The 22,437-nt window shown below is 46.7% G+C and carries 23 protein-coding genes; 13 read left to right on the plus strand and 10 right to left on the minus strand.

What is annotated here, in order from left to right:
• The first annotated feature begins 428 nt into the window (after positions 1 to 428).
• The 3 genes from OL444_RS20675 to OL444_RS20685 all read left to right on the plus strand — a co-directional run bounded on the left by OL444_RS20675 (position 429) and on the right by OL444_RS20685 (position 2,971).
• Positions 429 to 2,099 (plus strand): vitamin K epoxide reductase family protein, encoded by a 1,671-nt coding sequence (locus OL444_RS20675; RefSeq protein WP_264730048.1) that lies wholly within the window; start codon positions 429 to 431, stop codon positions 2,097 to 2,099.
• A 64-nt stretch (positions 2,100 to 2,163) separates the two neighbouring features.
• The gene (locus OL444_RS20680) at positions 2,164 to 2,478 is read left to right on the plus strand and encodes a hypothetical protein (RefSeq protein ID WP_264730046.1); all 315 of its coding nucleotides are present in this window, start codon (positions 2,164 to 2,166) and stop codon (positions 2,476 to 2,478) included.
• A gap of 232 nt (positions 2,479 to 2,710) precedes the next feature.
• Positions 2,711 to 2,971, plus strand: a complete 261-nt coding sequence (locus OL444_RS20685) for a hypothetical protein (RefSeq protein ID WP_264730044.1) — start codon at positions 2,711 to 2,713, stop codon at positions 2,969 to 2,971.
• Between the two features lie 163 nt (positions 2,972 to 3,134).
• On the opposite strand, the gene OL444_RS20690 is transcribed toward OL444_RS20685, so the two are convergent.
• Positions 3,135 to 3,929: an SDR family NAD(P)-dependent oxidoreductase gene (locus tag OL444_RS20690; RefSeq protein ID WP_264730042.1), complete on the minus strand. Its 795-nt coding sequence runs from the start codon at positions 3,927 to 3,929 to the stop codon at positions 3,135 to 3,137.
• Between the two features lie 112 nt (positions 3,930 to 4,041).
• Positions 4,042 to 4,623: a TetR/AcrR family transcriptional regulator gene (locus tag OL444_RS20695; RefSeq protein WP_264730040.1), complete on the minus strand. Its 582-nt coding sequence runs from the start codon at positions 4,621 to 4,623 to the stop codon at positions 4,042 to 4,044.
• A gap of 345 nt (positions 4,624 to 4,968) precedes the next feature.
• Here OL444_RS20695 and OL444_RS20700 point away from each other — a divergent pair, with 345 nt between their 5' ends.
• From OL444_RS20700 to OL444_RS20710, 3 genes are all read left to right on the plus strand, one after another.
• A complete protein-coding gene (locus OL444_RS20700; protein WP_264730038.1) occupies positions 4,969 to 6,501 on the plus strand; it encodes a SulP family inorganic anion transporter in 1,533 nt (510 codons plus the stop codon).
• A 234-nt stretch (positions 6,502 to 6,735) separates the two neighbouring features.
• Complete coding sequence (locus OL444_RS20705) at positions 6,736 to 7,446, plus strand: SDR family oxidoreductase (protein ID WP_264730036.1); 711 nt, start codon at positions 6,736 to 6,738, stop codon at positions 7,444 to 7,446.
• Positions 7,447 to 7,567: 121 nt separating this feature from the next.
• Positions 7,568 to 7,729, plus strand: coding sequence for a hypothetical protein (locus OL444_RS20710; protein ID WP_264730034.1), 162 nt, complete (start codon positions 7,568 to 7,570; stop codon positions 7,727 to 7,729).
• A gap of 155 nt (positions 7,730 to 7,884) precedes the next feature.
• On the opposite strand, the gene OL444_RS20715 is transcribed toward OL444_RS20710, so the two are convergent.
• The 6 genes from OL444_RS20715 to OL444_RS20740 form a co-directional block, all read right to left on the minus strand.
• Complete coding sequence (locus tag OL444_RS20715) at positions 7,885 to 8,904, minus strand: acetate and sugar kinases/Hsc70/actin family protein (RefSeq protein ID WP_264730032.1); 1,020 nt, start codon at positions 8,902 to 8,904, stop codon at positions 7,885 to 7,887.
• 28 nt (positions 8,905 to 8,932) lie between these two features.
• The gene (locus OL444_RS20720) at positions 8,933 to 10,042 is read right to left on the minus strand and encodes a hypothetical protein (protein ID WP_264730031.1); all 1,110 of its coding nucleotides are present in this window, start codon (positions 10,040 to 10,042) and stop codon (positions 8,933 to 8,935) included.
• A 7-nt stretch (positions 10,043 to 10,049) separates the two neighbouring features.
• Positions 10,050 to 10,760: a hypothetical protein gene (locus OL444_RS20725; RefSeq protein ID WP_264730029.1), complete on the minus strand. Its 711-nt coding sequence runs from the start codon at positions 10,758 to 10,760 to the stop codon at positions 10,050 to 10,052.
• A 183-nt stretch (positions 10,761 to 10,943) separates the two neighbouring features.
• Positions 10,944 to 11,837 (minus strand): arginase family protein, encoded by an 894-nt coding sequence (locus OL444_RS20730; RefSeq protein WP_264730027.1) that lies wholly within the window; start codon positions 11,835 to 11,837, stop codon positions 10,944 to 10,946.
• Positions 11,838 to 11,971: 134 nt separating this feature from the next.
• Positions 11,972 to 12,730 carry a DUF2314 domain-containing protein gene (locus tag OL444_RS20735; protein ID WP_264730026.1) on the minus strand — a complete coding sequence of 253 codons (759 nt, stop codon included), beginning with the start codon at positions 12,728 to 12,730 and terminating at the stop codon, positions 11,972 to 11,974.
• Positions 12,731 to 12,815: 85 nt separating this feature from the next.
• Complete coding sequence (locus OL444_RS20740) at positions 12,816 to 13,655, minus strand: hypothetical protein (protein WP_264730024.1); 840 nt, start codon at positions 13,653 to 13,655, stop codon at positions 12,816 to 12,818.
• Positions 13,656 to 14,088: 433 nt separating this feature from the next.
• Between OL444_RS20740 and OL444_RS20745 the strand changes: the two genes are divergently transcribed.
• Positions 14,089 to 16,239 carry an AAA family ATPase gene (locus OL444_RS20745; RefSeq protein ID WP_264730023.1) on the plus strand — a complete coding sequence of 717 codons (2,151 nt, stop codon included), beginning with the start codon at positions 14,089 to 14,091 and terminating at the stop codon, positions 16,237 to 16,239.
• Positions 16,236 to 17,066 (plus strand): HNH endonuclease family protein, encoded by an 831-nt coding sequence (locus tag OL444_RS20750; protein ID WP_264730022.1) that lies wholly within the window; start codon positions 16,236 to 16,238, stop codon positions 17,064 to 17,066. Before OL444_RS20745 ends, OL444_RS20750 begins: the two co-directional genes overlap by 4 nt.
• 11 nt (positions 17,067 to 17,077) lie before the next feature.
• Here the strand turns inward: OL444_RS20750 and OL444_RS20755 are convergent, their stop codons facing one another.
• Positions 17,078 to 17,461, minus strand: a complete 384-nt coding sequence (locus tag OL444_RS20755) for a winged helix-turn-helix transcriptional regulator (RefSeq protein ID WP_264730020.1) — start codon at positions 17,459 to 17,461, stop codon at positions 17,078 to 17,080.
• Positions 17,462 to 17,639: 178 nt separating this feature from the next.
• Here OL444_RS20755 and OL444_RS20760 point away from each other — a divergent pair, with 178 nt between their 5' ends.
• The 3 genes from OL444_RS20760 (at position 17,640) to OL444_RS20770 (ending at position 20,167) form a co-directional block, all read left to right on the plus strand.
• Positions 17,640 to 18,593: an MBL fold metallo-hydrolase gene (locus OL444_RS20760; RefSeq protein ID WP_264730018.1), complete on the plus strand. Its 954-nt coding sequence runs from the start codon at positions 17,640 to 17,642 to the stop codon at positions 18,591 to 18,593.
• Positions 18,594 to 18,839: 246 nt separating this feature from the next.
• Positions 18,840 to 19,220, plus strand: coding sequence for a hypothetical protein (locus OL444_RS20765; RefSeq protein WP_264730017.1), 381 nt, complete (start codon positions 18,840 to 18,842; stop codon positions 19,218 to 19,220).
• 113 nt (positions 19,221 to 19,333) lie between these two features.
• On the plus strand, positions 19,334 to 20,167 hold the full coding sequence (locus OL444_RS20770; RefSeq protein ID WP_264730015.1) for a hypothetical protein: 834 nt from the start codon (positions 19,334 to 19,336) through the stop codon (positions 20,165 to 20,167).
• Between the two features lie 140 nt (positions 20,168 to 20,307).
• Here OL444_RS20770 and OL444_RS20775 read toward each other — a convergent pair whose 3' ends face one another.
• On the minus strand, positions 20,308 to 20,925 hold the full coding sequence (locus OL444_RS20775; protein ID WP_264730014.1) for a hypothetical protein: 618 nt from the start codon (positions 20,923 to 20,925) through the stop codon (positions 20,308 to 20,310).
• Between the two features lie 161 nt (positions 20,926 to 21,086).
• Here OL444_RS20775 and OL444_RS20780 point away from each other — a divergent pair, with 161 nt between their 5' ends.
• A complete protein-coding gene (locus OL444_RS20780) occupies positions 21,087 to 21,686 on the plus strand; it encodes a short chain dehydrogenase (RefSeq protein WP_264730012.1) in 600 nt (199 codons plus the stop codon).
• Between the two features lie 18 nt (positions 21,687 to 21,704).
• Positions 21,705 to 22,421, plus strand: coding sequence for an MIP/aquaporin family protein (locus OL444_RS20785; protein WP_264730010.1), 717 nt, complete (start codon positions 21,705 to 21,707; stop codon positions 22,419 to 22,421).
• Positions 22,422 to 22,437 lie beyond the last annotated feature (16 nt).

Consider the following 22,437-nt stretch of genomic DNA (forward strand, 5'->3'; position numbering starts at 1 on the left):
CCTAAAGTACGCACAACGATATATCAAACAGGGGCTTGATATGTTTAATAAAAAAAATTCACCTCATCGTCTATGCAGACGCTCCTTCTTTTTACGGCAGGAAATCCAGCAATACTGCGGAAGATATCGTTATACGCTTTTCTTGTTCAAAAAAAATCCTCCCTTTAAATGGATACAATTATTAAATATATCTTACTACATTAGATCATCACATACGAGCAATGCTGTCATCATTTTAACAACCAACATTTACATCCTGTTTAACGCTATGCATCATTTCCACGAACTGACTAATCATTTTAAAAATACTAACTGTAACGAATAAACGAATAATACTCATACTAATACCTGACCACATACCATACAGGCACCGGAACCTGTAAAAACGCGACATGCCTGGTTTTCATCACGATAATTTTATTTCCCTTATGTTATCCTATATCCATCAGCTTTTTGAGCCGAAGAGCAATGCCGTTGAGATCACGCAATTATTATTACATCTCCTGGAGGTTAATATTACCACCACCACACTTAAAAAAGACATCTCCGAACATCCTGATTATCCTGGCATCATCAGTATCAGTGATATCCTGCATAGTTTCGGTGTAGACAATCTTTCTGCCAGGTTCTCTGCCGATAAACTAATACAGGTACCCGTGCCTTTCATCACGCTGATAAAAGGCCAGCAACATGATATGGATTTCTATACAGTGGTGAAAACAATTACTGCTGACAGTTTTGTTTTCTTTGATCCGGAAAAGCGTGTCTGGGCCACGCTTTCCCACGCTGCATTTAGTGCCCGTTGTTCCGGTATTGTGTTAATGGCCGAACCGAAGCCCTCAGCAGGAGAACGGGATTATATCAAAAATCAGCAACAGGAAAAACGACATTCCCTGTTTTCTCTGTTGGCATTGTTCAGTATACCAGCGATTGTTGTACTGGCAGGTCTCCTCGCTTTTTTCCAGACAGGAGCAGCGGTACTCCTACCCTTTTTATTGCTGGTAGAAATGCTGGCGGGCAGCCTCATTGCCGGGCTACTTATCTGGTATGAGCTGGACCTGCACAATCCTTTACTACAACAGATATGCAGTGCCGGCAAAAAAGTAAACTGCAGTGCGATCCTCCATTCCAAAGCATCCAAAATAGCGGGTGTCAGCTGGAGTGTGATTGGGTTCACCTACTTCACCGGCGGCCTGTTTTTTTTACTGACCGGTGGTTTCTTTTCGCCCACCACTTTATCCGTCATTACCTGGATCAATACATTGGCAGTGCCTTATGTGTTTTTCTCTTTATACTATCAGTATAGCATTGCCCGGCAATGGTGTGTATTATGCTTATGTGTGCAGGGAATACTGGTATTACAATTTTTGACAGTACTGACGGGAGGCTGGCATCATATCTCCTTACCAACAGCTACCAGCAGTGTGATTCCGCTGCTATTGTCTTACCTGCTTCCGTCTTTAACGGCCTCCTTGTTTTTACCGGTTTTTCGTAACGCTAAAAACAATCAGCGTAAGGGTACCGAATTACAACGGCTCAAACACAACGCAATGATATTTGAATCGTTGCTGGTTAAACAAAAGCACCTCACGCATACAGCCGATGGTTTAGGCATCATACTCGGTAATCCCAAGGCTGCCAACAAAATCATCAAAGTCTGTAATCCTTATTGCGGGCCTTGTTCCAGAGCACATACGCCGCTGGAAGAACTATTGCATCACAACGAAGACCTGCAGATACAAATTATTTTTTCTGTTGCGGCTCAGGAAGATCATGCCCGGTTGCTACCGGTGAAGCATCTTCTGGCCATCGCGGAACAAGGCAATCCGCAGCTATTGATGCAGGCGCTGGATGACTGGTATCTGGCAGCGCAAAAAGACTATGATGCCTTTGCTGTCCGGCATCCAATAACAACCGCCGCTTTATCAGCGCAGCAAACCCGGGTACAGGAAATGCGTAATTGGTGTCAGCAGGTGGGTGTCAGTTTTACGCCTACTTTCTTTCTCTCACCGGCAACCATCAATGGTGGCGTAGCTGACTTTCATCAGCTCCCTGAAATCTATACTGTCAACGACCTGAAATACTTTTTTTATAGTTGATCCATACCAACCATCTTCTTTTTTAATCAATATCGTGTATCCCTACATTTCAAATTGTAACAACATGAAAAAACTACAGCTTACAGCGCTGCAACTCGGCGCACAGGAAGTATTAACCAGAGATCAGCTCCGCGGGGTTAGCGGAGGAAACATGAACATGGCAGCCGCACGGTGTCAGGTAGACGAGGAGTGTGCCTACGATTTCATCTGCGTTGATGGTTATTGTATCACCCCCAGGTGTTCCAGTGGCTCCTGTAGCATTGACGTGCCAGGCACAAGCGGCGCTGCCGGCGCCTGCGAGACCAACTCCCGCAACAAATGTGTATGCCGGGCATTAGACCATGGCGCTAGTTCCATTTCCAACGAATGTCTGAATTAGCATCTCCTTACCTTATCCGGATCGTTACTCCGGATAAGGTAACTTCTATATAATAACAGCCCTCTTGAAAATAGCAACCGGTAGACATACATCATAATAGCCCCCGCTATGTAGCCACCCATCCTGGTTACCTGTTGCCACTATGAGTGTCCCCGGAAAATGAATGAATCATTTCAATACCCTGTTTTTCTGAACCAAAATTGTATATCTCCACATTTAAAATGTCAACAACATGAAAAAACTAAAATTAACAGCGCTGGAATTGGGCGCGGAAGAAGTGTTAACCAGAGCGCAATTACAACACATTAGTGGTGGGCAAGACCTTAACAGGGGCTTCGAGGAAGACAGGTGCCGCCATGGCTCCTGTATCATCAGTGTTACGGGATACCCCGGCGGCTCTCCGGGCGTGTGTGAAAGTAATTCAAATGACCAATGTGTTTGCAGGGCACTTAACCACAACGCCAGTGCTCTTTCCACCGACTGTATTAAGTAAGCTTTCACCTGCAATAGTCCCGGTCGTATTTAATCCTTTCACATAACTGCGACATTACCGGAACTATTCTTTCTTAAACCGGTGCAAGTATCTGCTGTAGCTACTTGTACCGGTTATTTGTTACTTATATTCCAACACACATCCTGGTTTTAACAGGTATAGTCTATAGTATACTGTTCAGCACTCCTCCATCTGCCCGGAGTGCCGCTCCATTCGTAGCACCTGATAAAGGGCTCGCCAGATATACTGCCAGGTGTGCCAGTTCTTCCGGTTCAATAAAGCGCTGTAATAAAGAAGTTGGATTCATAGTAGTCATCAGATTATTTTTTATGTCTGCCACAGGTTGTTGCTGTGCGCCAGCCATCTGTTCTACCACCGTGGCTACACCATCGGAGTAAGTAGGCCCACCCAAAATCGTATTGACGGTTACCGCTGTATTTTTTGTTAGCTGCGCCAGGCCACGGCTTACGGCCAGCATTGCGGTTTTGGTCATACCATAGTGTATCATGTTGCCCGGAATATTCACGCCGGCCTCACTGCTGATAAAAATAATCCGGCCCTGATTCCGGGTCAGCATTCCTGGCAACAACGCCCTGGATAAGCGGATACCGCTTAGTACATTGATCTCAAAAAAGCGCGTCCACTCCTCATCCCGGATGTCAAAGAAATCATTCAGTTCAAAGACCCCTACATTATTCACCAGTATATCGATGGCGGGTAGCTTATCTAATAAGGCCGTGACCTGATCAGCATGGGCAAAATCCGCTGCAATGCCGGATACGGGTGCACCGGGTAGTTCCTGCTGCAGTCGGGCGATGGCGGCTGTTACCTTTTCCTGTATTCTGCCATTGATGATGACCGTTGCACCTTCCTGCAACAAACCTTTGGCGATGGCAAAACCAATGCCCTGGGTGGAGCCACTCACAAAAGCGACCTTTGACTTCAATTGTAAATCCATAAATATTATTTGTCTGGTTTCCGTGAAATACGTTGCTGCATAAGGATAAAATCACCTTTGCATAGCTTATTTTTATTTTTGTGTTGATCACTACAAAAATCGGCAAAAAAAATCAGCTGATGATTGCCAGCTGCATTTCGATCTGCTGACTAAGCACTTTCCGGTTAGGATACATCCGCCGGGTAATGTTTAAGCCATTCCAGAAAGTAATCAGGTAGCGGCCCAGTATCACCGGGTCTGTCTGATTCTTCAAAGTCCCTTTCTTCTGCGCCTGTGCAATGGTAGCGGTAAAAAGCGCTTCTACTTCTTTCAAAATAGTGACGGCTTCTTTTTCCAGGTCTTCATCCAGGCAGGCCATTTCCACGACGGTATTTACAATCAGGCAACCCTGTAAATGCGTCTGCTGATCTGCTTTTGCAATGCTGCGGAAAAAATCCTTGATCAGCTCAACCGGCGCTTCACTTTGTTGCAGCTCCGCTTTAAATGCCTGAAAGGCTTCCCGTCGTTGCTGAATAGCCTTACTAAACAATTCTTTTTTACCGCCTTTAAAAGCGTTGTAAAAACTACCGCTTCCCATGCCCATTGCCACCAATACCTCTTCCAGCGAAGCGGCGGTAAAGCCTTTCGTCCAGAAAACCTGCTGGGCTTTCTCTATTACCTCTTTATTGTTGTATATGACTGGTCTGCCTCTCATCCTGCTGGTATAAAGGTGTTACGAAATGATACCCTTATTGTTGTCTGGTATCAGACAGCGGATATTTAATTTTGTGTTATTCACTACAAAAATAGTAATTTTTCTTAAAAACGATCTGACTAAAAAAACAAGACGGAATAATATGCTTAAAATGGGTTCCTATCCCGTCCTATTGACTGCCGTAGCATATTTTTGTACCTTTGCCTCCGCTATGACGAACATGCTTCTCACTTCTGTGGTTACTCCACCTTGATGAACAGACTTTCCTGTTTTAAGGCTCCGCTTATTAAAAGTGGGGCTCCTGGCTGAATTCATTACTTTATTTTTTTTAATACACCATCATTCATGAGGGCTTACCTTAATTTATTTGATTTCAAACAGAAAGTAAACTACCGCACAGAGATCTTAGCCGGGCTTACCGTAGCCATGACCATGATTCCTGAATCCCTTTCTTTTGCCATACTCGCAGGCCTCTCTCCGCTTACCGGCTTATACGCCGCTTTCATCATGGGACTGGTGACCGCCATCCTGGGCGGCAGGCCAGGAATGGTATCTGGTGGTGCAGGCGCCACAGTGGTGGTACTGATCGCCCTGATGCAATCGCATGGGGTCGAATACGTTTTTGCCGCCGTTGTATTAGCGGGCATTTTACAGCTCATCGTAGGGGTATGCCGGTTAGGGAAGTTCATTCGTTTAGTGCCTCAGTCCGTGATGTATGGATTTGTCAACGGACTTGCGATCATTATATTCATGGCGCAGCTACAACAATTCAAAATAACAACCAGCACCGGTACTGCGTGGCTGACAGGCGCACCGCTATGGATCATGCTGACACTGGTTATACTGACCATGCTGATCGTTATTTTCTTTCCGAAGATCACCAAAGCAGTACCAGCTTCGCTGGTAGCCATCATCGTTATTTTTGGCATCGTAGCAGGATTGGGCATTGACACCAAAACAGTACGGGACATCGCCACCATCAGCGGCGGGTTCCCTCCTTTTCATATTCCCTCCGTTCCTTTTGACCTGGATATGCTAAAAATAATATTCCCCTATTCGCTGGTGATGGCGGGTGTAGGACTCATTGAGAGCTTACTTACCTTAAATGTGGCAGATGAAATAACCGGCAACAAAGGCAACAGCAACAAAGAGTGTGTGGCACAGGGAACGGCCAATGTATTGAATGGCTTTTTCACCGGTATGGGTGGCTGCGCCATGATTGCCCAAACATTTGTAAACCTCTCTGCCGGCTCCAGGGCCCGGTTGTCCGGCATTATTGCTGCCCTGACGATTCTGCTGATCATATTATTCGGCGCACCGGTGATAGAAAGGCTACCGATGGCAGCGTTGACAGGCGTCATGATCATGGTGGCTATTGGCACCTTTGAATGGATCAGTCTACGCATCATCAACAAAATGCCCCGCCATGATGTATTCGTAGGCATATTGGTGGCGCTCATTACCGTATGGCTGCATAACCTGGCCCTCGCGGTATTGATAGGCGTTATTATTTCCGCTCTGGTATTTGCCTGGGAAAGTGCCAAAAGAATACGGGCCCGCAAATATGTAGATGAGCATGGCGTAAAACATTACGAAATTTACGGCCCACTATTCTTTGGTGCGGTAGGTACTTTTTCAGAGAAATTTGATGTACAAAACGATCCGGTGGAAGTCATCATCGACTTCAAGGAGAGCCGGATTGCCGATATGAGCGCGATATCAGCCCTGCATAAATTAACCGAGCGTTATCAGCAGGCCGGCAAAACATTACACCTGCGTCATTTAAGCGCAGACTGCATCGCTTTACTGAAAAATGCGGCTGCTGTCATTGAGGTAAATATTATGGAAGATCCGACCTATAAGGTTGTTCAGGATTAAGCCCTGTGAGGAACCATCCGGCCTTATGGATCAGGCAAAGGATGGTTCCTCCGGATAACTATCCCGGCGGATGTTTGCTTCCACTGCTGCGCTATACATCATAAAATCGTTTCTCCCACCCTTTCTCTTTGCAGCCAGCGGGATGGCATTTTATTATCTAATATAAAACCCTACTATCTTTTTAATATCTTGGGTCCCGGCTATCAAAATACCACTTCCTTAAAATAAACAGCTATGACCCATACCTCTCCGGTGGCATTAGTTACAGGCGCCAGCAGCGGCATCGGCTATGCCATCGCCCATGCACTGGCCGAAAGAGGCTACCAACTGATCGTTACCGCCAGACGGGCAGCTCTGCTCAACGACTTCCCCGCTGCCCAGGTAAAAGTATTTCCCGGCGACCTTACCTCGCCGGCCTTCCAGGATCAGCTGGAACACTTCATCTTTGAAACAGCAGGCCGGCTCGACTATTTATTTAACTGTGCAGGCATGCTGGAAACAGGGCCCATTGAGACCATTCAGATCGAAAAAGTTGCCGCCATGCTCCGGTTGAATGTAGAAGCTACTTTTACGCTGACCTATAAGCTCCTCAAACGTTTTAAACAACAGGGCTACGGACATGTGATCAATATATCCAGTGTACTGGGCACAAAGGTACGCCCTACCGCCGGCGCCTATGCGGCCTCTAAATTTGCCATTGAAGCCTTATCCGAAGCACTTCGCATGGAACTTAGCGGTACCGCTATCCAGGTATCCTGCATAGAACCAGGATTGGTGATGACGGAACTACACAAAGACTGGGAAGTTCATCCGAAAGATAGTATGGGTATTCACGAACCACTGCAAACAGCTGATATTGTAGCCGCTGTATTATACATCCTGCAACAGCCTGCGCATGTACGGATACCCAAACTGATGATTTTACCGAAAGATCACCATATCTGATACCAACGTATATACCTGGGGGTTATACCGGCATTATTCTTACGCCATACGTACACATTCCCCCTATTACAGCAGTGGCGGCATTTATCTTCCGGTATTCCTCACTTTTAAAAAAGTCGTTATGAAAAATTTAGGCAAAAGGCTTTCCCGTAATGAGATTAAATCCGTTAATGGTGGCGGTGGTTATTCTCCCTGTATTTTCCAGAAGCCCTGTGTATTTGACTTTGACTGCTTCTTCACCTGCTATTGCAGCACGCTGTGGAGACGCTGTGAAGCAAAGTAAATGACCCGTGAGCCGTTTCCCGCAGACGGCTTACTTCCTTGCCTGCAGGCATATCATGCCTGTATTTTTTTGCTGATTACTTTTTGAAGAACCCTTAATAAAAAAACCGGGTACCCCTTAAACAGGATACCCGGTTGCTTATCAGGCAAAAGCGTTTATTTCAGGGACAGCAGGAAGCCGATGGTAAAATTGGCATCCCAGTCGAATACGAACGTATCGCAATTGGTAGTAGCTTTGATGGCATTGTAAATGTTCAGGCCACTTTTGATTTTTACTTTGTCGGACTGATATTTTGCCGGCTCATTCAGTACCGTAAACCGTTCTTCTCCATCACGGATCTGTTTGGCCAGTTCAAAAGGTACCCCACCGATGATAAAGCAGATTTCTCTTTTTGTGGCCGGTATTTTTTCCGCCAACGCTTTGATCTGGGCATATACCGCGTCATCTTTCATTTCTTTTTCATAGTATTTGGCGCCAGGTCCTTCCAGCGACTTGATACTATTCCCTTCCATCCAGGAGATTTTCGTATTGCCGGAACCGATATCCACAACAAAGGAGTTCTCTGCATAGGTAGGCGGTAATACGCATTTCAGGGCCAGTTTACCTTCCTGTTCTGCTGTTACCAGGTTTACGACATAACCCATCTTCTTCAACTCAGCAGAGATAGTGGCCGTTTTAGGATCTTTCTGCGCGCCGGAACTGATCACAAAATGAACGTTTCTGGATTTCACGCCTTTATCGAACATCGCACCGATATAGTCTTTCAGGCCCATACGGATATCGGCGGTAGTAGCCATCCCCTCGTATACGAAAGACTTACCGAAATCTTTAGACACAATTTCCCAGTGTTTATCCTTATCGATATTTACTACAAAGGAGTTGAAGCCGGAAGCGCCTACTTCCACCACACCTTTCATTTCACCGTCTACCGGTTTTTCGGGGCTATAGTTGAAGGTACGTCTGTCTTCCGTCGCCTTGGTGGCTTTGGATGGCTGAGGCTTTGTACCGGATTCGGCCGCCCAGCCACTATCTGTTTTGGTGGTCTCGGGTTTACCGGCAACCGCATCCAGTTTACCGCTCTCAAATGCCCAGTACCCGATGCCTATAATAGGAATCGCAATGATCACTGCTTTGACTGGCCAACGCAGTCTTGCCCAGGTAGATTTTTGTTCCATATGGTGTTTTGTATTTGGGTTCGTTTAATTAATCCAGCAAGGAAAAGCCTTTATCTACTTTCTCTTCAGGTTTTAAATCATAGTAGGAATCTGCCATTTTGCTGACGTTCAGCATTTTCAGGTTACGTTCATCTACCTTATGAATAAATGCCTCCAGTTCACTCTGTGAAGGCGTACCACCCACGGTGATATTATTATTCTGATCCAGAAAATCGAGGTTGGAACGAATAGAGGCAATATTCTGGCTGATGGCGCCGGTAGCGGCATTCATCGCTTCCTGGAATACCCAGCCGTCTTTAATATTGAAGACTTCCGCCAATCCTTCTGTAGCATGCTTCATCTTTTGCGTGGCCTCCAGTTTTTTGGAGATGATGGAAATACTGCTATCGAGTGTGCTGACATAAATACGTGCCGCGCTTTCGTTGTCTTTCAGCACTTCCAGTACTTTGGCAAACTGATTGGCATACTGCACATAACTTCTGGCATTCTGTTCTTCTGCTTCGCCTTCCTTACCCAGCAGAAATGCTTTGGTACGGGTTTCTTTTGCATCCCGCGTATATTCATTCGCCTTCTCCTGGTTATTGTTGCTGCTTTCCTGTTTGCTCTTTTCTTCCAGGCTGGCTGCTTCCACCGTAAAGCGTTTGGCGTAGGTATATTTTTCTTCCGCTGTTTTCTGTGCAGCTTCCCCACTCTGAATCATATCAATACGCACGCCGTCTACATTCGCAATTTTCTCTTTTACTCTTTTCAGGGTATCTCTCGCATCTTTCGACAACAACTGCAGGGTTTCAACCGGGTTGCTGCGAATGATGGCCTTCTCGCCTTTAAAAAGCAAGATGGTACCTAACCGGTGCAATACGGCAATAATGCGCGGCGCCAGTAACAACAGTACAATCAGGATAATGCTGAAAATCACCAGCAATATGCTTTTGGCGGCATATGCCAGCATAATGGGCAGGAACTTAAAAAAAGCAAAAGCGCCACCCAGTATCAGCGCCCAGAAGAACACAGCGGCCACCTTCTTTTTGGTTTCCGGTGTTTGGAGCTGGCGGGGTAAATGATCTCCCAATACCTGGAAAATCGGGAGCTGGCTCTTCAATTCTGCAGGAATACTTACCTGTTCATTTTTGTTTACCATAGGGATATTAAATTATACTGCTTTCAATCAGTTGCAATGCATGCTGTATATCTTTCACTACTTCGGCTACTGCGGAATTACCAATCGCTATCTTACTATCGATTTCGCGGAGCTGTGGCTCGTATTTGCTGTTGATCTCCTTTAAATCGGTTTCTTTTTTCCGGAGTTGTTCCCGCAGTGTTTCCAGTTGTTTTTCCAGTTGTGCAATCTCTCCACTCAGACTGGCTTTTTCCTGTACCAGGTTTTGCTGGAGCGTCTGTTGTTGCTGCTGTTTCTGACTGGTTTCCCGGTCAATTACTTTTTGCAGGGCTGCTACATACCGTTGTGCGGAGCTGGTCAGCTTTTCTTTGTTCAGGCTTTTGTCTACATACTTCAGGGAGGTAAAAGCCGCTTTTAACGTAGAGGCATCTACGTTACCCATTTCTGCTGCCGCATTCCATACCTCAAAAAAGTCAATACCCGGCTCATTCAGCTTCTCCAGCATTTCGAGCACTTTCAGTTTCATTTGTTTGACATCTGACACAGGTGCTTCTACTGTATTCGCCGGTTGAACAGGCAGCGGTGGCGGGGTGGCCGGTGCAGTCGCCTTATTTGCCGGTATTACAGGAGCTACAGATGGATTAGGGGTGACAGCCTCCGGTTCAGGCGCATCTTCGAAAATAAGCTTCTTAAGACTGCTCAGTATCCCGGATGATTTCTTTTCTTTTTCCTCGTTCATGCCTACAGATTAGATCGGGCTAAAAATAGCAAATTTATTGATCCGCAAAGGTTGTATCCCGGATAATCAGTTGAAAATATAATAGGTATACGCACTTTTTCTTTTAAAGTTATCTTGTGAAGATAAAATACAGCTACGAACAGGTCATCAATTATTTAGCTGCCGGAAAAATAAAGCAGCTTGCTACCGCGCCTGGAAGATCCTTACCAGGCTATCTATAAACGGGCGTGTATACTTACCCGTTGGATCCAGATCCGGATCGAGGATGGTGATGTTGATACCGGCTGCTTTCGGGTGCCGGAGCAAAGGCATCAGCAATGCTTCCAGCTCTGCGTAAGCCAGCCCGTCTTCCTGCGGGGAATCTACGGCAGGCATGATATCGTTGTGTAACACATCTGCATCTACATGAATCCAGAAACCATCCAGGTCAGCAGTAGTCACGCTGTTCAGGAATGTTGCCACACAGGCAGCTATCCCCTGCTGACGCAGCGACTGCAACGCCACATACCGGATGGCCGATCGCTCTATTTCCTGCACATAGGCGGTTTCCAGGTAACGGTTGCCAACAGCCCAGGTATTTGCTTCCTGCACATAAGGACCGGCTGCTGCTATATCTGCCAGCTTAGGATGTGCGTAGCCGGTAACGATGGCTAAGTCCATACCAGCAGCGGCTTTTGTTGCAGACAGCGAAACCGGTATATAGTCAGTATGCCCATCCAGAAAAAACAAGCCATAACGACCCAGCTTTTTTAGCCCGAGCATATGGCCGATCAGTATACTGCAATCGCCACCAATCACCAACGGCAGCTGTCCACCGGTAACCAGTGTTTGCAGATAAGTTGCCTGTTGCTGTGCATAGGCAACAATTGCGTCGGCATTCCTGACACCGGATATGGGGTCCAGTTCCATGGAATAAGGCGGAGCGGCCAGCGTATGCATGGCTGTTACGCCCAGCTGTTCACATAATCCATGTTGCTGCAGCCAGACAGGTAATTGCTTTACCCCCGGCTCTACTCCTGGCGCCGGCTCTTTCAAACCCAGATTGCTGGGACATGCTACAATGGTCAGCGGTTTCATGTGTCAAATATATTGGAATACCGGCAAGTGGTATGGCCTAAAGATTTTTCCGGGGAGATGATGACACTTCCCAAAAAGCAGGGAGAGGTGCCAGTCATTGTACCGACTGACACCTCTCCCCCATTTGTATATTCCTATTTTTCCAATAAAGGTATAATATGAGCCCAGTCCAGCTGCCGGGCAAAATCCAACGCAGACTTTCCGTCATTTGTCTTACTGTCTTTATCTGCCTTAAACTGTAACAATACTTCCACAGCATTTTTGTTGCCGGCAATTGCCTCCTTGTGTAACAGCGTATACCCTGCGTCATCGCGGTTGGTAGCTTCCTGCGGATACTCCTGCAGGAACTGTATGAAACTGTCTCTCATATTAATGCTCATTGGGTGCTCTATGAGATTTTCCGGATGTTCTTTTTGTCCGTTTACTACGGAAATATCCTGATAGTCTCCAAAGTCCAGTCCCCATGCGTCATCGTGCTCCTGCCGTTCTTCTTCTTCCATACCGGCTCTTAAATGCTGGATGGTAAATCCGCCGCAGGTTTTACCCTGACTGGCCAACAGCCAATCGCTGATCTGTTGCAACGGTACGGTTACAAAATCGCCGTTCTGTACATTCGTCAGCCTGTTCGGATTATTCACCAGTACGCCGCTCACTGTTTCCCCATCAAATCCGATGTCGTTGATCCACATGTGCTCAACGATCGGTTCCGGCTGATCGGCTACTGTTTCTGAAAAAGCTACTTTTACACACGCCAGGTCCAGCGCGGGAATAATTCTGCGGGCTTCCCAGGAAAGCTCTCTCCAGAAATATTTAAATGTTTCCTGTGCCTGCTGAAAGGCTTTTAACATGCCGGGATCTTCTGCTTCGGAGAAGAATACTTCATTTTCTGCCATTGTAAACTATTTATCAACTTACACGTGTGTCGTTTATGCCACACTAACGATCATTTAATGGGTTCCTGCTTTATGCCGGTATCGTTTAAAGAAAAACAGGATTACCTTTTATTATCTCTTTATAAACCTGATGTATGTTTACATCATAACTATCTTCTCTTTTATAAATAGCAGCGACGAAAATCCTGTGTTGCAAAAATTTTTGTTCCAGTTTTTTTTGTTCCGTTTTATCTAAATCATCCATATCTATTTCTCCGGTGTTTAGCTGTCCCATTTCTTCGAAGTAGGCAATGCCGGATTCTCCACAGCGAACCGGATGTACATCAACTGTATGTGCGAGGTCGATATCCAGTTCCGCCAGCGTAGCCGCATCGTCCCCATTATCGGCCGTATCATAATAATAGAGGTGCGGAATATCTGCTTTACCCGCAATATGAAGCGGGAATTTTTCCAGGTAAACGTATTTAGCAGAAAAATCGCCATAGAAACTTAACTGCCCATTGCTGAGATCCAAAGCAAACAGGCTTTCTGTCAACGTGGTATTCCCCCGTATAATGACATCTGCCAATCCGGAAATAACGATATTTTTTGCCCGTACATTCCCGGTCACATAGAGGTACATCGGGTAGCCCACATCGGTACCATGCATATGAATGGTTTCTTCCACTTCCAGATCACCGATCACCAATACCGCTCTGTTTTGAGGCTGGGAAAGTCCGGGGCCAATCACGGAAAGGTCCAGGTCCTTTAAGCGGGTATTCCCATTATACACGGCAAAGGTATTCAGATAGGGATCTTCATAGACCTCCTCAGCAGTAGGGATGTTCTGAAAATATATGTTGCCGGTATAATCCTGCATAAGGATACCATATTTTGATTCAATTTCAGGATAAGCCACGACAATAAAATCATTTTGTGTATGCATTATTCTCAGTTTTAGTGATGATCAGTTGATAACATGGAGAACGATCTCCATTTGCCAGCCGTATTTTTCGTACAGGGGCCACCGTTTGTTCCCCGTTCGGTTTTTCGGGGTTAAAATAGGTCTTTTTTACAACTGAAAAAAATATGGTCGTATGCCGGTACCACCAATGGGGCCGGAATATTCGGGAAGCTATTTAATGTATTGTTCCATTATGCAAATGCCTGGCGACTGACCTCCTGCAGCCTGACAGCGATGAACCGGCGTCTGGGCAGCGCTGGTATTTATCCATGTAAAGCCTTATCGTTCCGGCTACTACGGCACAAGGCTCCTGCATTACCTGGTTATTTATAAATACAGAAAAAAGCATAAATTCCACTTATATCTGACAAAATATATCATAGAAGCAATACATTAGCTATTCAAACCTTATTACATGATTTTTGTCCAGCGGCCCTCAAAACCAGCATACCTGGATTCTCCCAAAGTGCTGAAAGCCATCGAAGCATTAAAAAACAATTTCTATTATAACGAAAGACAAGAAAGGATCCGGTTTCTACCAGAGATACTGATCCCTATCAAACCAGACCTGGCGGCGGCTTTTCATCATAAATGCGCTTATTGTGAACAAAGACTCTATCAGCCTCACCAGGGTGAAATCGATTATTTCCGCCCGAGAAGTGGTGTGGCCGGCAACAAGGAATACTTAAAGGATCACTATTGGTGGCTGGCCTACAATTGGGACAATCTATACTTATCCTGTTCTACCTGCAACCGGGTCAAAGGCAACCAGTTTCCTTTATCCGAAGAGGCCTCCAGAGCGCCCATAGGCGACACCTCCTTCGGTTTATGGAATGAAGCTACGCTGTTGATAGATCCCTGCCGGGAGCACCCGGAAGAACATCTCACTTTCAGGAATACGGGCGAAATCGTAGCGCTTTCCACCAAAGGGCTTGCCACGATTCAACTACTGGCTTTAGACCGGGAAGAACTCAATGAAAAAAGAAAACAGGAAATTGATATTTTTCTGCAAACACTCGACAATGTTTTAAGAGACCAATCACCTCAACAAGCTAGCGCCATCGTCTTCCTGGTCATGGATTTATTCAATGGCAGTGGTGGCGCCCAACAGTTTGCCGGCGCCGTAAAAACCGCGTATTCAGACTGGTATGACAACCATGAGGAGGAATGGAATAAAATACTTAAGCTATCCTCGTCGCATGCCGTTAATAAGCGGGCCTTCCCGCCTCCACCGGTTGCTGCACAACATCATGCAGACCTCCTCATTGATGAAGCACTGGTCAATGAAAGTATCACTACCCGTAGCTTCTCCATCAAAAGTATTACTATCCGGAACTTTAAAAAAATAGCCCACTTAACCCTGGATATTCCGGAAGCAGCCACCAGAGAGGAAGGCGAAGCCTGGTTATTATTGCTGGGAGATAATGGTGTTGGCAAAACGTCTGTATTACAAGCCATCGCCATGACACTTTGTGGCGCGGAAACCTTGCATAAACTCGGATTAACCGCACATGAGTTTTTGAAATACGGGCAACAGGATGGCAGCATTTACATCCAGAGTTTTGAAAATGATGAACCGGTCATACTGCGATTTAATCAGGACGGTTTTATGTCGGAATTAGCCGCTCCGCCTACTTTTCTGCTGGGATACGGTGCTACCAGACTACTGCCTAAAGGCCTATTGCAACCCAGGAAAAACGTAGACCGGCGCGTCAATATCAACAACCTGTTTGATTATAGTTACTCCTTAAGTGACGCCAACAAATGGCTGGCCACCGTGGACCCAAAAGAAATGACGGAACGCATTTTCCCGGCGTTGCTGGACATGCTGAATCTTCCTCCCGACCGGAAATTAATTTATGAAGAAAGGGAATTAAAGATCGATGATGGCGTACAAAAATTCAGCATTGAAAGAATCAGTGATGGGTATAAAAGCGTGATCGCGATTGCCTGCGACATCATGAAAACGTTATCGGTAGAAAAGGCGGGATATCACACCGCAAAAGGCATCGTACTGATCGACGAACTGGGGAATCATTTACATCCGGCCTGGCGCATGAAAATTGTGCCTGCGTTGAGAAACGCTTTTCCCCGGCTGCAGTTTATTGTTTCCACACACGAACCACTTTGCCTGCGCGGCATCAAACACGGTGAAGCCGTGGTGCTGATGAAAGATCAGCAATCTAACATTGTTCCATTAGCAGACCTCCCCGATCATACGCTGTTACGGGTGGATCAATTGTTGACATCCGACCTGTTTGGGTTGATGCATACCCTGGATGAAGCGACGACCTTACAATTTGAGGAATATTACCGGCTATTGGCGATAAAGGCAGCAGCAAGAACGGAAGAAGAACAGGAAAAAATCAACACATATACCCGGGAATTAGCGGGAAAAGATCTTTCCGGCAATACGCCGCAGTTACAGATCTTATATGAAATCATTCACGAGCAGTATGCCCGCCAACTGACCGACAATCATCACGCTACCAAAGCTGCCCTCAAAGAAAGCACAAAGGAAGCAGTGAAAGCAATACTGGCAAACAAGAACCTGGACTGGCTATGATAAAAATTAACAGACCGCCTGCTCCGGCCTTCCTTACAGCTCCCGGTAATAAATGGCAGGCAGAAACCAATGAGGCTATCCAACACTATAGCATCACTCCGGTGAAAGGTGATTTCGAGTTTAAACTATATAAAGATCCGCTGTTAAAAGAAGAGTTAAAAAAAACCTTCACGAAGTGCGCTTATTGTGAAAGCAGGTACAGCGCTGTTTTTGATGGTGATGTAGAACATTTCAGGCCTAAAGGCCGCGTCCTGGAAAAAATACCGCCTACGCCGGGATATTATTGGCTGGCCAATGAATGGACGAATCTGGTGCTTTCCTGTCAGCATTGCAATCAGAAACGCAAACACCTCTTGCCTGGTACCACCGTACAAACAACCCAAGGCAAACACGATCAGTTTCCCCTATTGAACGAAGGCCACCGGATAGCTCACCATATGCATACCCTGCATGGAGAAGAACCTTCGCGACTATTAATAGATCCTTGTACAGATCAGGATACGGAAGCACAATTTGAATACGACATCAACCACGGTACTATCATCGCGAGATCTCCCAAAGCCACCACATCAATCGCTGTATATGCCTTACAGCGCCCCGAATTAGTGAAAGACAGAAAAGAACATATCGCACTTGTACTTCATCAGATGACAGTGACCAAACGGGAATTGGAAAGATATAATCGTGATCAGCACGAAGCGCAGCGGCAAATTTTTCAGGATGAACTGAATATCTTAATAGCATATGGGGATGATAAACGTCCTTTTGCCGGACTGGCGCGCTTTTTCATCCGGAGATTTCTGACGGACAACAACCTGACGCCGTAATTTCATTCGGATTAATATGGCTGCTTATCCACCACACGACTTTCTTTTTTTGCAGCCATCAAGTCCAGCACCTTGTCCATATGCTGCAATCCCCAGCGCTCCATATTCACAATAACCGGTACCAGGGTGTTTCCGAAATCGGTAAGATAGTACTCTACTTTAGGCGGCACTGTGGCATACACCACCCGTCTCACGACCCCATGTTCTTCCAGCTCATTCAGCTGCTGCGTTAATACCCTGCGGGAAGCCGCCGGATTCATTTTCTGCAACTCACCAGGCCGCCTTATCCCATTATGTATATTGAAAATCAGGCAAGGTTTCCATTTGCCGCCGATTATTTCCATCATGATCCCTACCCCACAATCCAGCGGTTTGGGAATTTTCCTTTCATACATATCCCACTCATTTAAACAATAAAGTTAAGGGATCGCTTTCTTAAAGTGCCTATGTGCGAAATTTATCACTATGTGACAACATCCGCCCATATTGGCTGTAACCATTGACAGCACTAGCTTTGCCCCTGTAAATAAAAATGGATTTTCCATCCGTAATCTCTTAAAAAATTATAGCAGTATGAAACAAGTCTTAAGACGATACCTCTATGCAGCAGCCATCACTTTGCTTGCCGGCACGGCCAGCCATACCAGCGCCCAAACCCCGGTGCGGCAGCACCAGCCCGGTATTTATCGCATGCAGGTGGGAGACATAGAAGTGATCGCATTATCGGACGGTACTGTGCCGCTGGCAGCTACGGAAGCACTCACCCATATCAAACCAGGTGAAGTACAGGCACTCCTGAAACGCGCCTATACAACATCACCGGTAGAGGCTTCCGTGAATGCATTTTTAATCAAAACCGGCGGCAAACTGATCTTAATTGATGCCGGCAGCGCAGAACTGTATGGACCTACGCTCGGCTTCCTGCCCAACAGCATCCGGGAAGCAGGCTATCAACCGGAAGACATTGACGCCGTCCTGCTCACCCATATTCATACAGACCACAGCGGCGGCCTGATGATGGGAGATAAAATGGTATTTCCGAATGCACTCGTTTATGCCAGTGAGCCGGAAGTCAATTACTGGATGAATGCCAACAATGCTGCCAATGCCCCGGAGCGGCTGAAAAAGTTCTTCCGGGAGGCCGACGCCAAAGTGGGCCCTTACCTGAAAGCCGGGAAAGTACGCACCTTTACCTATGGCAAGGCCCTGTTTCCCGGCATCACCCCAATCGCTACACCCGGTCATACACCCGGCCATACCTTTTATGCACTCGAAAGTAAAAATGAAAAAATGCTGTTCTGGGGAGACATCATGCATGTAGCGGAGGTACAGTTTGTAAAACCGGATGTTACCATTGCTTTTGATGTAGATCCGGCAGCCGCCGCACAACAACGCAAAAAAGCCTATGCAGATGCCGCCAGACAAGGCTACTGGATTGCCGCAGCCCATATCTCATTTCCGGGTATCGGGCATCTCCGCGCCGCTGGAAAAAGCTATGAATGGGTGCCCATTATCTACAAATACTAATACACTTTATGCCCCACTGCTGTCACCGCAGTGGGGTAACATGCGCGCGTCCTATCTTTTCCTGATTGCTTTCGAAAGCATAGCGCACTACTACGATCGGCTGTCAGCTCGTATCAGTCGACAGACCTACATTTAAGTACGGAGAAGATGAATATTCCACACGCATGAACCTATTATTCCGTCCCGTTAAATCAACCCTGTAGCAATCGTCCCTTAGTTATTATTCACCCATAAAACGCCCCGATTATGCGCAATTCCCTTTTACTTTCCCTGGGCATCGCCGCCCTTTCCTGCTTTCACCCGGTACAGGCAGGTGTACCGAAACCTTCCACAGCCGTTTATGAAAAACCATGGTTGTTTTACACGGCTATCTATCAAAAAAGTATTTATTGTTTCCAGGACCGTTACGGAGAACGCGGCTATGAAATCTGGCTGCATAACAACAACCCTTCCAAAGCCTATGCAGTGACCATACAAGTGGAGCAACGCTACCACGCCAATGTTACCTACTCTACCCGGGTGGTGAATATTCCTGCCGGCGGAGATATCTATATTGGCTGTACGGTCAGTGGCATCGGGCCTTCCAATTACATTGGCTACTCCTATCAGGTAGTAGGAGAATCGTGATCGGTACGGCCGGTCACACACTCGTATCAACCAGCTTACGGAGAGCTGGTTGATACCCTACTCTCTTAACTTTTGCGTATTATTGCCGGATAAATCCTTAACCGGCAAACAACATGCTGACATTAGACAATATAGCTATCTGGGAAAAACTGGATAGTCCTTTTGAAGACGCAGCGCAGGTCCCTGGCCTGCTGGCGCAGCTGGAACAAACAGCTTCCGGAGAGATATTAGATGAAATTTGCTGGGAACATATTTATCATCAACAAACGGTGTATGAAGTAACCTTTGCTGCCGTCCCCTATCTGATACAATTTTGCGAAACCAGTCAGGATCCGGATTACAAACTACACATCTATTTGAACCTGGCCGTTATCCTCGCCACACTGGACCCGGAAGATCAGTTATTACACAACATATTCGCCAACAGTGCATGCGATCCCGCTGCCGTGGCCACCATTATTGCCAGCTATCAGCAGGCATTCGGACAACTAAAGCCGATCGGGCAATCCCTGTTTGAAGTGGTGATGGAAAAAGAAGAAACGGAAAAGCGATACTTCCTGGCAGCATTGGCCGTGGCCCATAAGAACTTCCCCATAGCCTACCTCTTTTCTACCTTTATAGAAAACGAAGAATATATGGGTAGTTGCCCGCATTGTGATACCGAATTCTTTTTATGGAACCAGGAAGAAAAACTGGTATTATACAAAACAGATCCGGTTTTTGACAAAACACAAACCGGTTTTCCGGTGATACCCAGGTCGGCTGACAAGCTGCAACCCACTGCAGTTATTTCCGCCGACAATGACTGCGGGTGGTTAACTTTTTACGCAGACAAGTTGCAAGCCGATACCCTGCAGCCGCTTATTCCGTATTTATTTGGAGAAGCCAGCTGTCCGGCCTGTCACCAGTCCTGCGATATAGCGGATGCCATCATGGCTTCTCTCTAATAACTATGATTATACCGGTTGACGTATATACGATAACGTGAGATAGATAATCTTTCTGCTTTACCCATCATTTATTTCATGCAAATAGCCTGTCTCTGTTGAAAGAGACAGGCTATTTATCTGTTTATCCATCTATGCGCTCAGGAACGTCCTTTGCGCTTTGGAATCGAAATAAAGCCATTCGCATTAGTGACTGTTGGCGTAGCAATATACACGCCATTCGCTTTTTTATCTGCCTTTTCGGTGTACTCCGCATCGAAAGTAATGGCGCCTTTTTTGACTTCGTAGTATTTAGCCGGCGCATAATACAACGAATCTGCGGCTGGATGCACCGGCACCGTTTCACTACCCCCGAATTCCAGGTATCCATCCTGATCGAAATCTTTTATATCAGAGGCAATGGCACTCATCAGGGAATCGGCTTTGGAATAATTAATGCCGAATACGTATAATCTATTCTTGCTGGGAGCAGCGGTCACCTCCAGGAATAAAAACACATTTCCCTTATCTTCTACCAGCCGGTTACGTTTGCTTTTGTAGACAATATTATCGGATGATAATTCGTAACTGCGTTTACCATTTACGAAGATGGTGCCTTTATACACCGCAATCATCTGCCCTTTTCCACTGGTAAAATGCAGGTTATTGGCGGGAGTCTGCGCCAGTGCTGGCAAACCAATTATAACCAGGAATAGGAGGCAATAGCTGAGCCGGGAGAACATAGTATTGTTTTTAAAATGAAGCGTTAACTTAATCATTTTTCTGCGATTTTATATATTAACTGTTGGTATAGGTAGCAACCATTTTTGTGATTGCGTTATCGCCCTTTTCCCGAAAGTGCAATTTTTACGGCCAAACATCCATTTTTCGCAGGCCGCTCCTGCCTTAGCTTTGCTGGTATCATCTCAACCTTACAAACATGAAGATCATTATTACCGGCGCCTCCGGCGCTATCGGGAAAGAAGTGTCTGCCGAACTCGGTAAACGACACGACATTACAGGCGCCAGTCTGCGGAACAGCGTACACCAGCTGGATATCTCCAGCGTATCCTCCATTGAAAGCTTCTTTGAAAAAACAGGGCCTTTCGACGCGCTGGTAAGCGCCGCCGGCGATGCTTACTGGGGGCCGCTGCAAGGACTTACCGAAGCACAGCTGCGCTTTGGTATAGAAAACAAATTACTGGGACAGATCCACCTGGTACGTATAGGCTTAAACTATATACGCCCCGGCGGTTCCTTTACCCTGACCTCCGGCGTGCTGGCAGATGACCCGGTAGCCGGCTCCGTCAACTACGCCATCGCCAACGCCGGCATCCATGGCTTTGTTACGGCGGCGGCGCAGGAGTTGCCGCCAGGTATCCGCATCAATGCTGTCAGTCCCGGCGTCACAGACAATACCATCGAGCGCAACGGACCTAACATGATCGGCCATACGCCGGTATCGATAGAACGGGTGGTAAGGGCCTATATTAAGAGCGTAGAAGGAATTATCAATGGCCAGATCCTCCGGGTCTACTAAAGGGAAAAATTACCACCTATGTCATCATTGCAGCTTTTCACAGGAGAATTTATTGGTACCGCCCTGCTGATACTATTGGGTAACGGCGCAGTAGCGAATGTGTTGCTGAAAGCCAGCAAAGGGCATAACGGCGGCTGGATCGTAGTGGCCATGGGATGGGCAATGGCCGCATTTGTGGCGGTATTCATTTCCGCCCCCATCAGCGGGGCACACCTGAACCCCGCTGCTACCCTGGCATTTGTACTCAACGGTACCATTGGTTATGCCGACATCCCGGCGTATCTGGCCGGACAATTCGCCGGCACCATGTGCGGATCTTTTCTTGTGTATATCGCCTATCAGCCACATTTCAATGCCACGACAGACGGTGTGGCTACCCGTTCCTGCTTTTGTACCGATCCGGCTATACCACGTCCCTTCAGTAATCTGGTAACGGAGATCATCACGACTTTTGTATTGATTTTCTCCGTATTGAATCTGGCCAAACCGGACATCGGCCTCGGCGCCATCAGTTCCGTACCCGTAGCATTTATTGTACTGGCTATCGCCGTTTGTCTGGGCGGGCCTACCGGTTGCGCCATGAATCCGGCGCGGGACCTGGGTCCCCGGATCGTATATGCCCTGTTGCCGATACCACACAAAGCCGGCAACGACTGGGGCTATGCCTGGGTACCCGTAGCAGGGCCGTTGTTGGGTGCACTCCTGGCTGCAGGCATTCACCACGGCATCCGATAATTCGATAAATTGTAGC

It is taken from the genome of Chitinophaga nivalis (assembly GCF_025989125.1).
Lineage (GTDB): Bacteria > Bacteroidota > Bacteroidia > Chitinophagales > Chitinophagaceae > Chitinophaga > Chitinophaga nivalis.

Bases quoted from the DNA above. Each gene is read 5' to 3' on its own strand.
- OL444_RS20675 (WP_264730048.1), top strand. From the start codon at position 429: ATGTTATCCTATATCCATCAGCTTTTTGAGCCGAAGAGCAATGCCGTT.
- OL444_RS20680 (WP_264730046.1), top strand. From the start codon at position 2,164: ATGAAAAAACTACAGCTTACAGCGCTGCAACTCGGCGCACAGGAAGTA.
- OL444_RS20685 (WP_264730044.1), top strand. From the start codon at position 2,711: ATGAAAAAACTAAAATTAACAGCGCTGGAATTGGGCGCGGAAGAAGTG.
- OL444_RS20690 (WP_264730042.1), bottom strand. From the start codon at position 3,929: ATGGATTTACAATTGAAGTCAAAGGTCGCTTTTGTGAGTGGCTCCACC.
- OL444_RS20695 (WP_264730040.1), bottom strand. From the start codon at position 4,623: ATGAGAGGCAGACCAGTCATATACAACAATAAAGAGGTAATAGAGAAA.
- OL444_RS20700 (WP_264730038.1), top strand. From the start codon at position 4,969: ATGAGGGCTTACCTTAATTTATTTGATTTCAAACAGAAAGTAAACTAC.
- OL444_RS20705 (WP_264730036.1), top strand. From the start codon at position 6,736: ATGACCCATACCTCTCCGGTGGCATTAGTTACAGGCGCCAGCAGCGGC.
- OL444_RS20710 (WP_264730034.1), top strand. From the start codon at position 7,568: ATGAAAAATTTAGGCAAAAGGCTTTCCCGTAATGAGATTAAATCCGTT.
- OL444_RS20715 (WP_264730032.1), bottom strand. From the start codon at position 8,904: ATGGAACAAAAATCTACCTGGGCAAGACTGCGTTGGCCAGTCAAAGCA.
- OL444_RS20720 (WP_264730031.1), bottom strand. From the start codon at position 10,042: ATGGTAAACAAAAATGAACAGGTAAGTATTCCTGCAGAATTGAAGAGC.
- OL444_RS20725 (WP_264730029.1), bottom strand. From the start codon at position 10,760: ATGAACGAGGAAAAAGAAAAGAAATCATCCGGGATACTGAGCAGTCTT.
- OL444_RS20730 (WP_264730027.1), bottom strand. From the start codon at position 11,837: ATGAAACCGCTGACCATTGTAGCATGTCCCAGCAATCTGGGTTTGAAA.
- OL444_RS20735 (WP_264730026.1), bottom strand. From the start codon at position 12,730: ATGGCAGAAAATGAAGTATTCTTCTCCGAAGCAGAAGATCCCGGCATG.
- OL444_RS20740 (WP_264730024.1), bottom strand. From the start codon at position 13,655: ATGCATACACAAAATGATTTTATTGTCGTGGCTTATCCTGAAATTGAA.
- OL444_RS20745 (WP_264730023.1), top strand. From the start codon at position 14,089: ATGATTTTTGTCCAGCGGCCCTCAAAACCAGCATACCTGGATTCTCCC.
- OL444_RS20750 (WP_264730022.1), top strand. From the start codon at position 16,236: ATGATAAAAATTAACAGACCGCCTGCTCCGGCCTTCCTTACAGCTCCC.
- OL444_RS20755 (WP_264730020.1), bottom strand. From the start codon at position 17,461: ATGTATGAAAGGAAAATTCCCAAACCGCTGGATTGTGGGGTAGGGATC.
- OL444_RS20760 (WP_264730018.1), top strand. From the start codon at position 17,640: ATGAAACAAGTCTTAAGACGATACCTCTATGCAGCAGCCATCACTTTG.
- OL444_RS20765 (WP_264730017.1), top strand. From the start codon at position 18,840: ATGCGCAATTCCCTTTTACTTTCCCTGGGCATCGCCGCCCTTTCCTGC.
- OL444_RS20770 (WP_264730015.1), top strand. From the start codon at position 19,334: ATGCTGACATTAGACAATATAGCTATCTGGGAAAAACTGGATAGTCCT.
- OL444_RS20775 (WP_264730014.1), bottom strand. From the start codon at position 20,925: ATGATTAAGTTAACGCTTCATTTTAAAAACAATACTATGTTCTCCCGG.
- OL444_RS20780 (WP_264730012.1), top strand. From the start codon at position 21,087: ATGAAGATCATTATTACCGGCGCCTCCGGCGCTATCGGGAAAGAAGTG.
- OL444_RS20785 (WP_264730010.1), top strand. From the start codon at position 21,705: ATGTCATCATTGCAGCTTTTCACAGGAGAATTTATTGGTACCGCCCTG.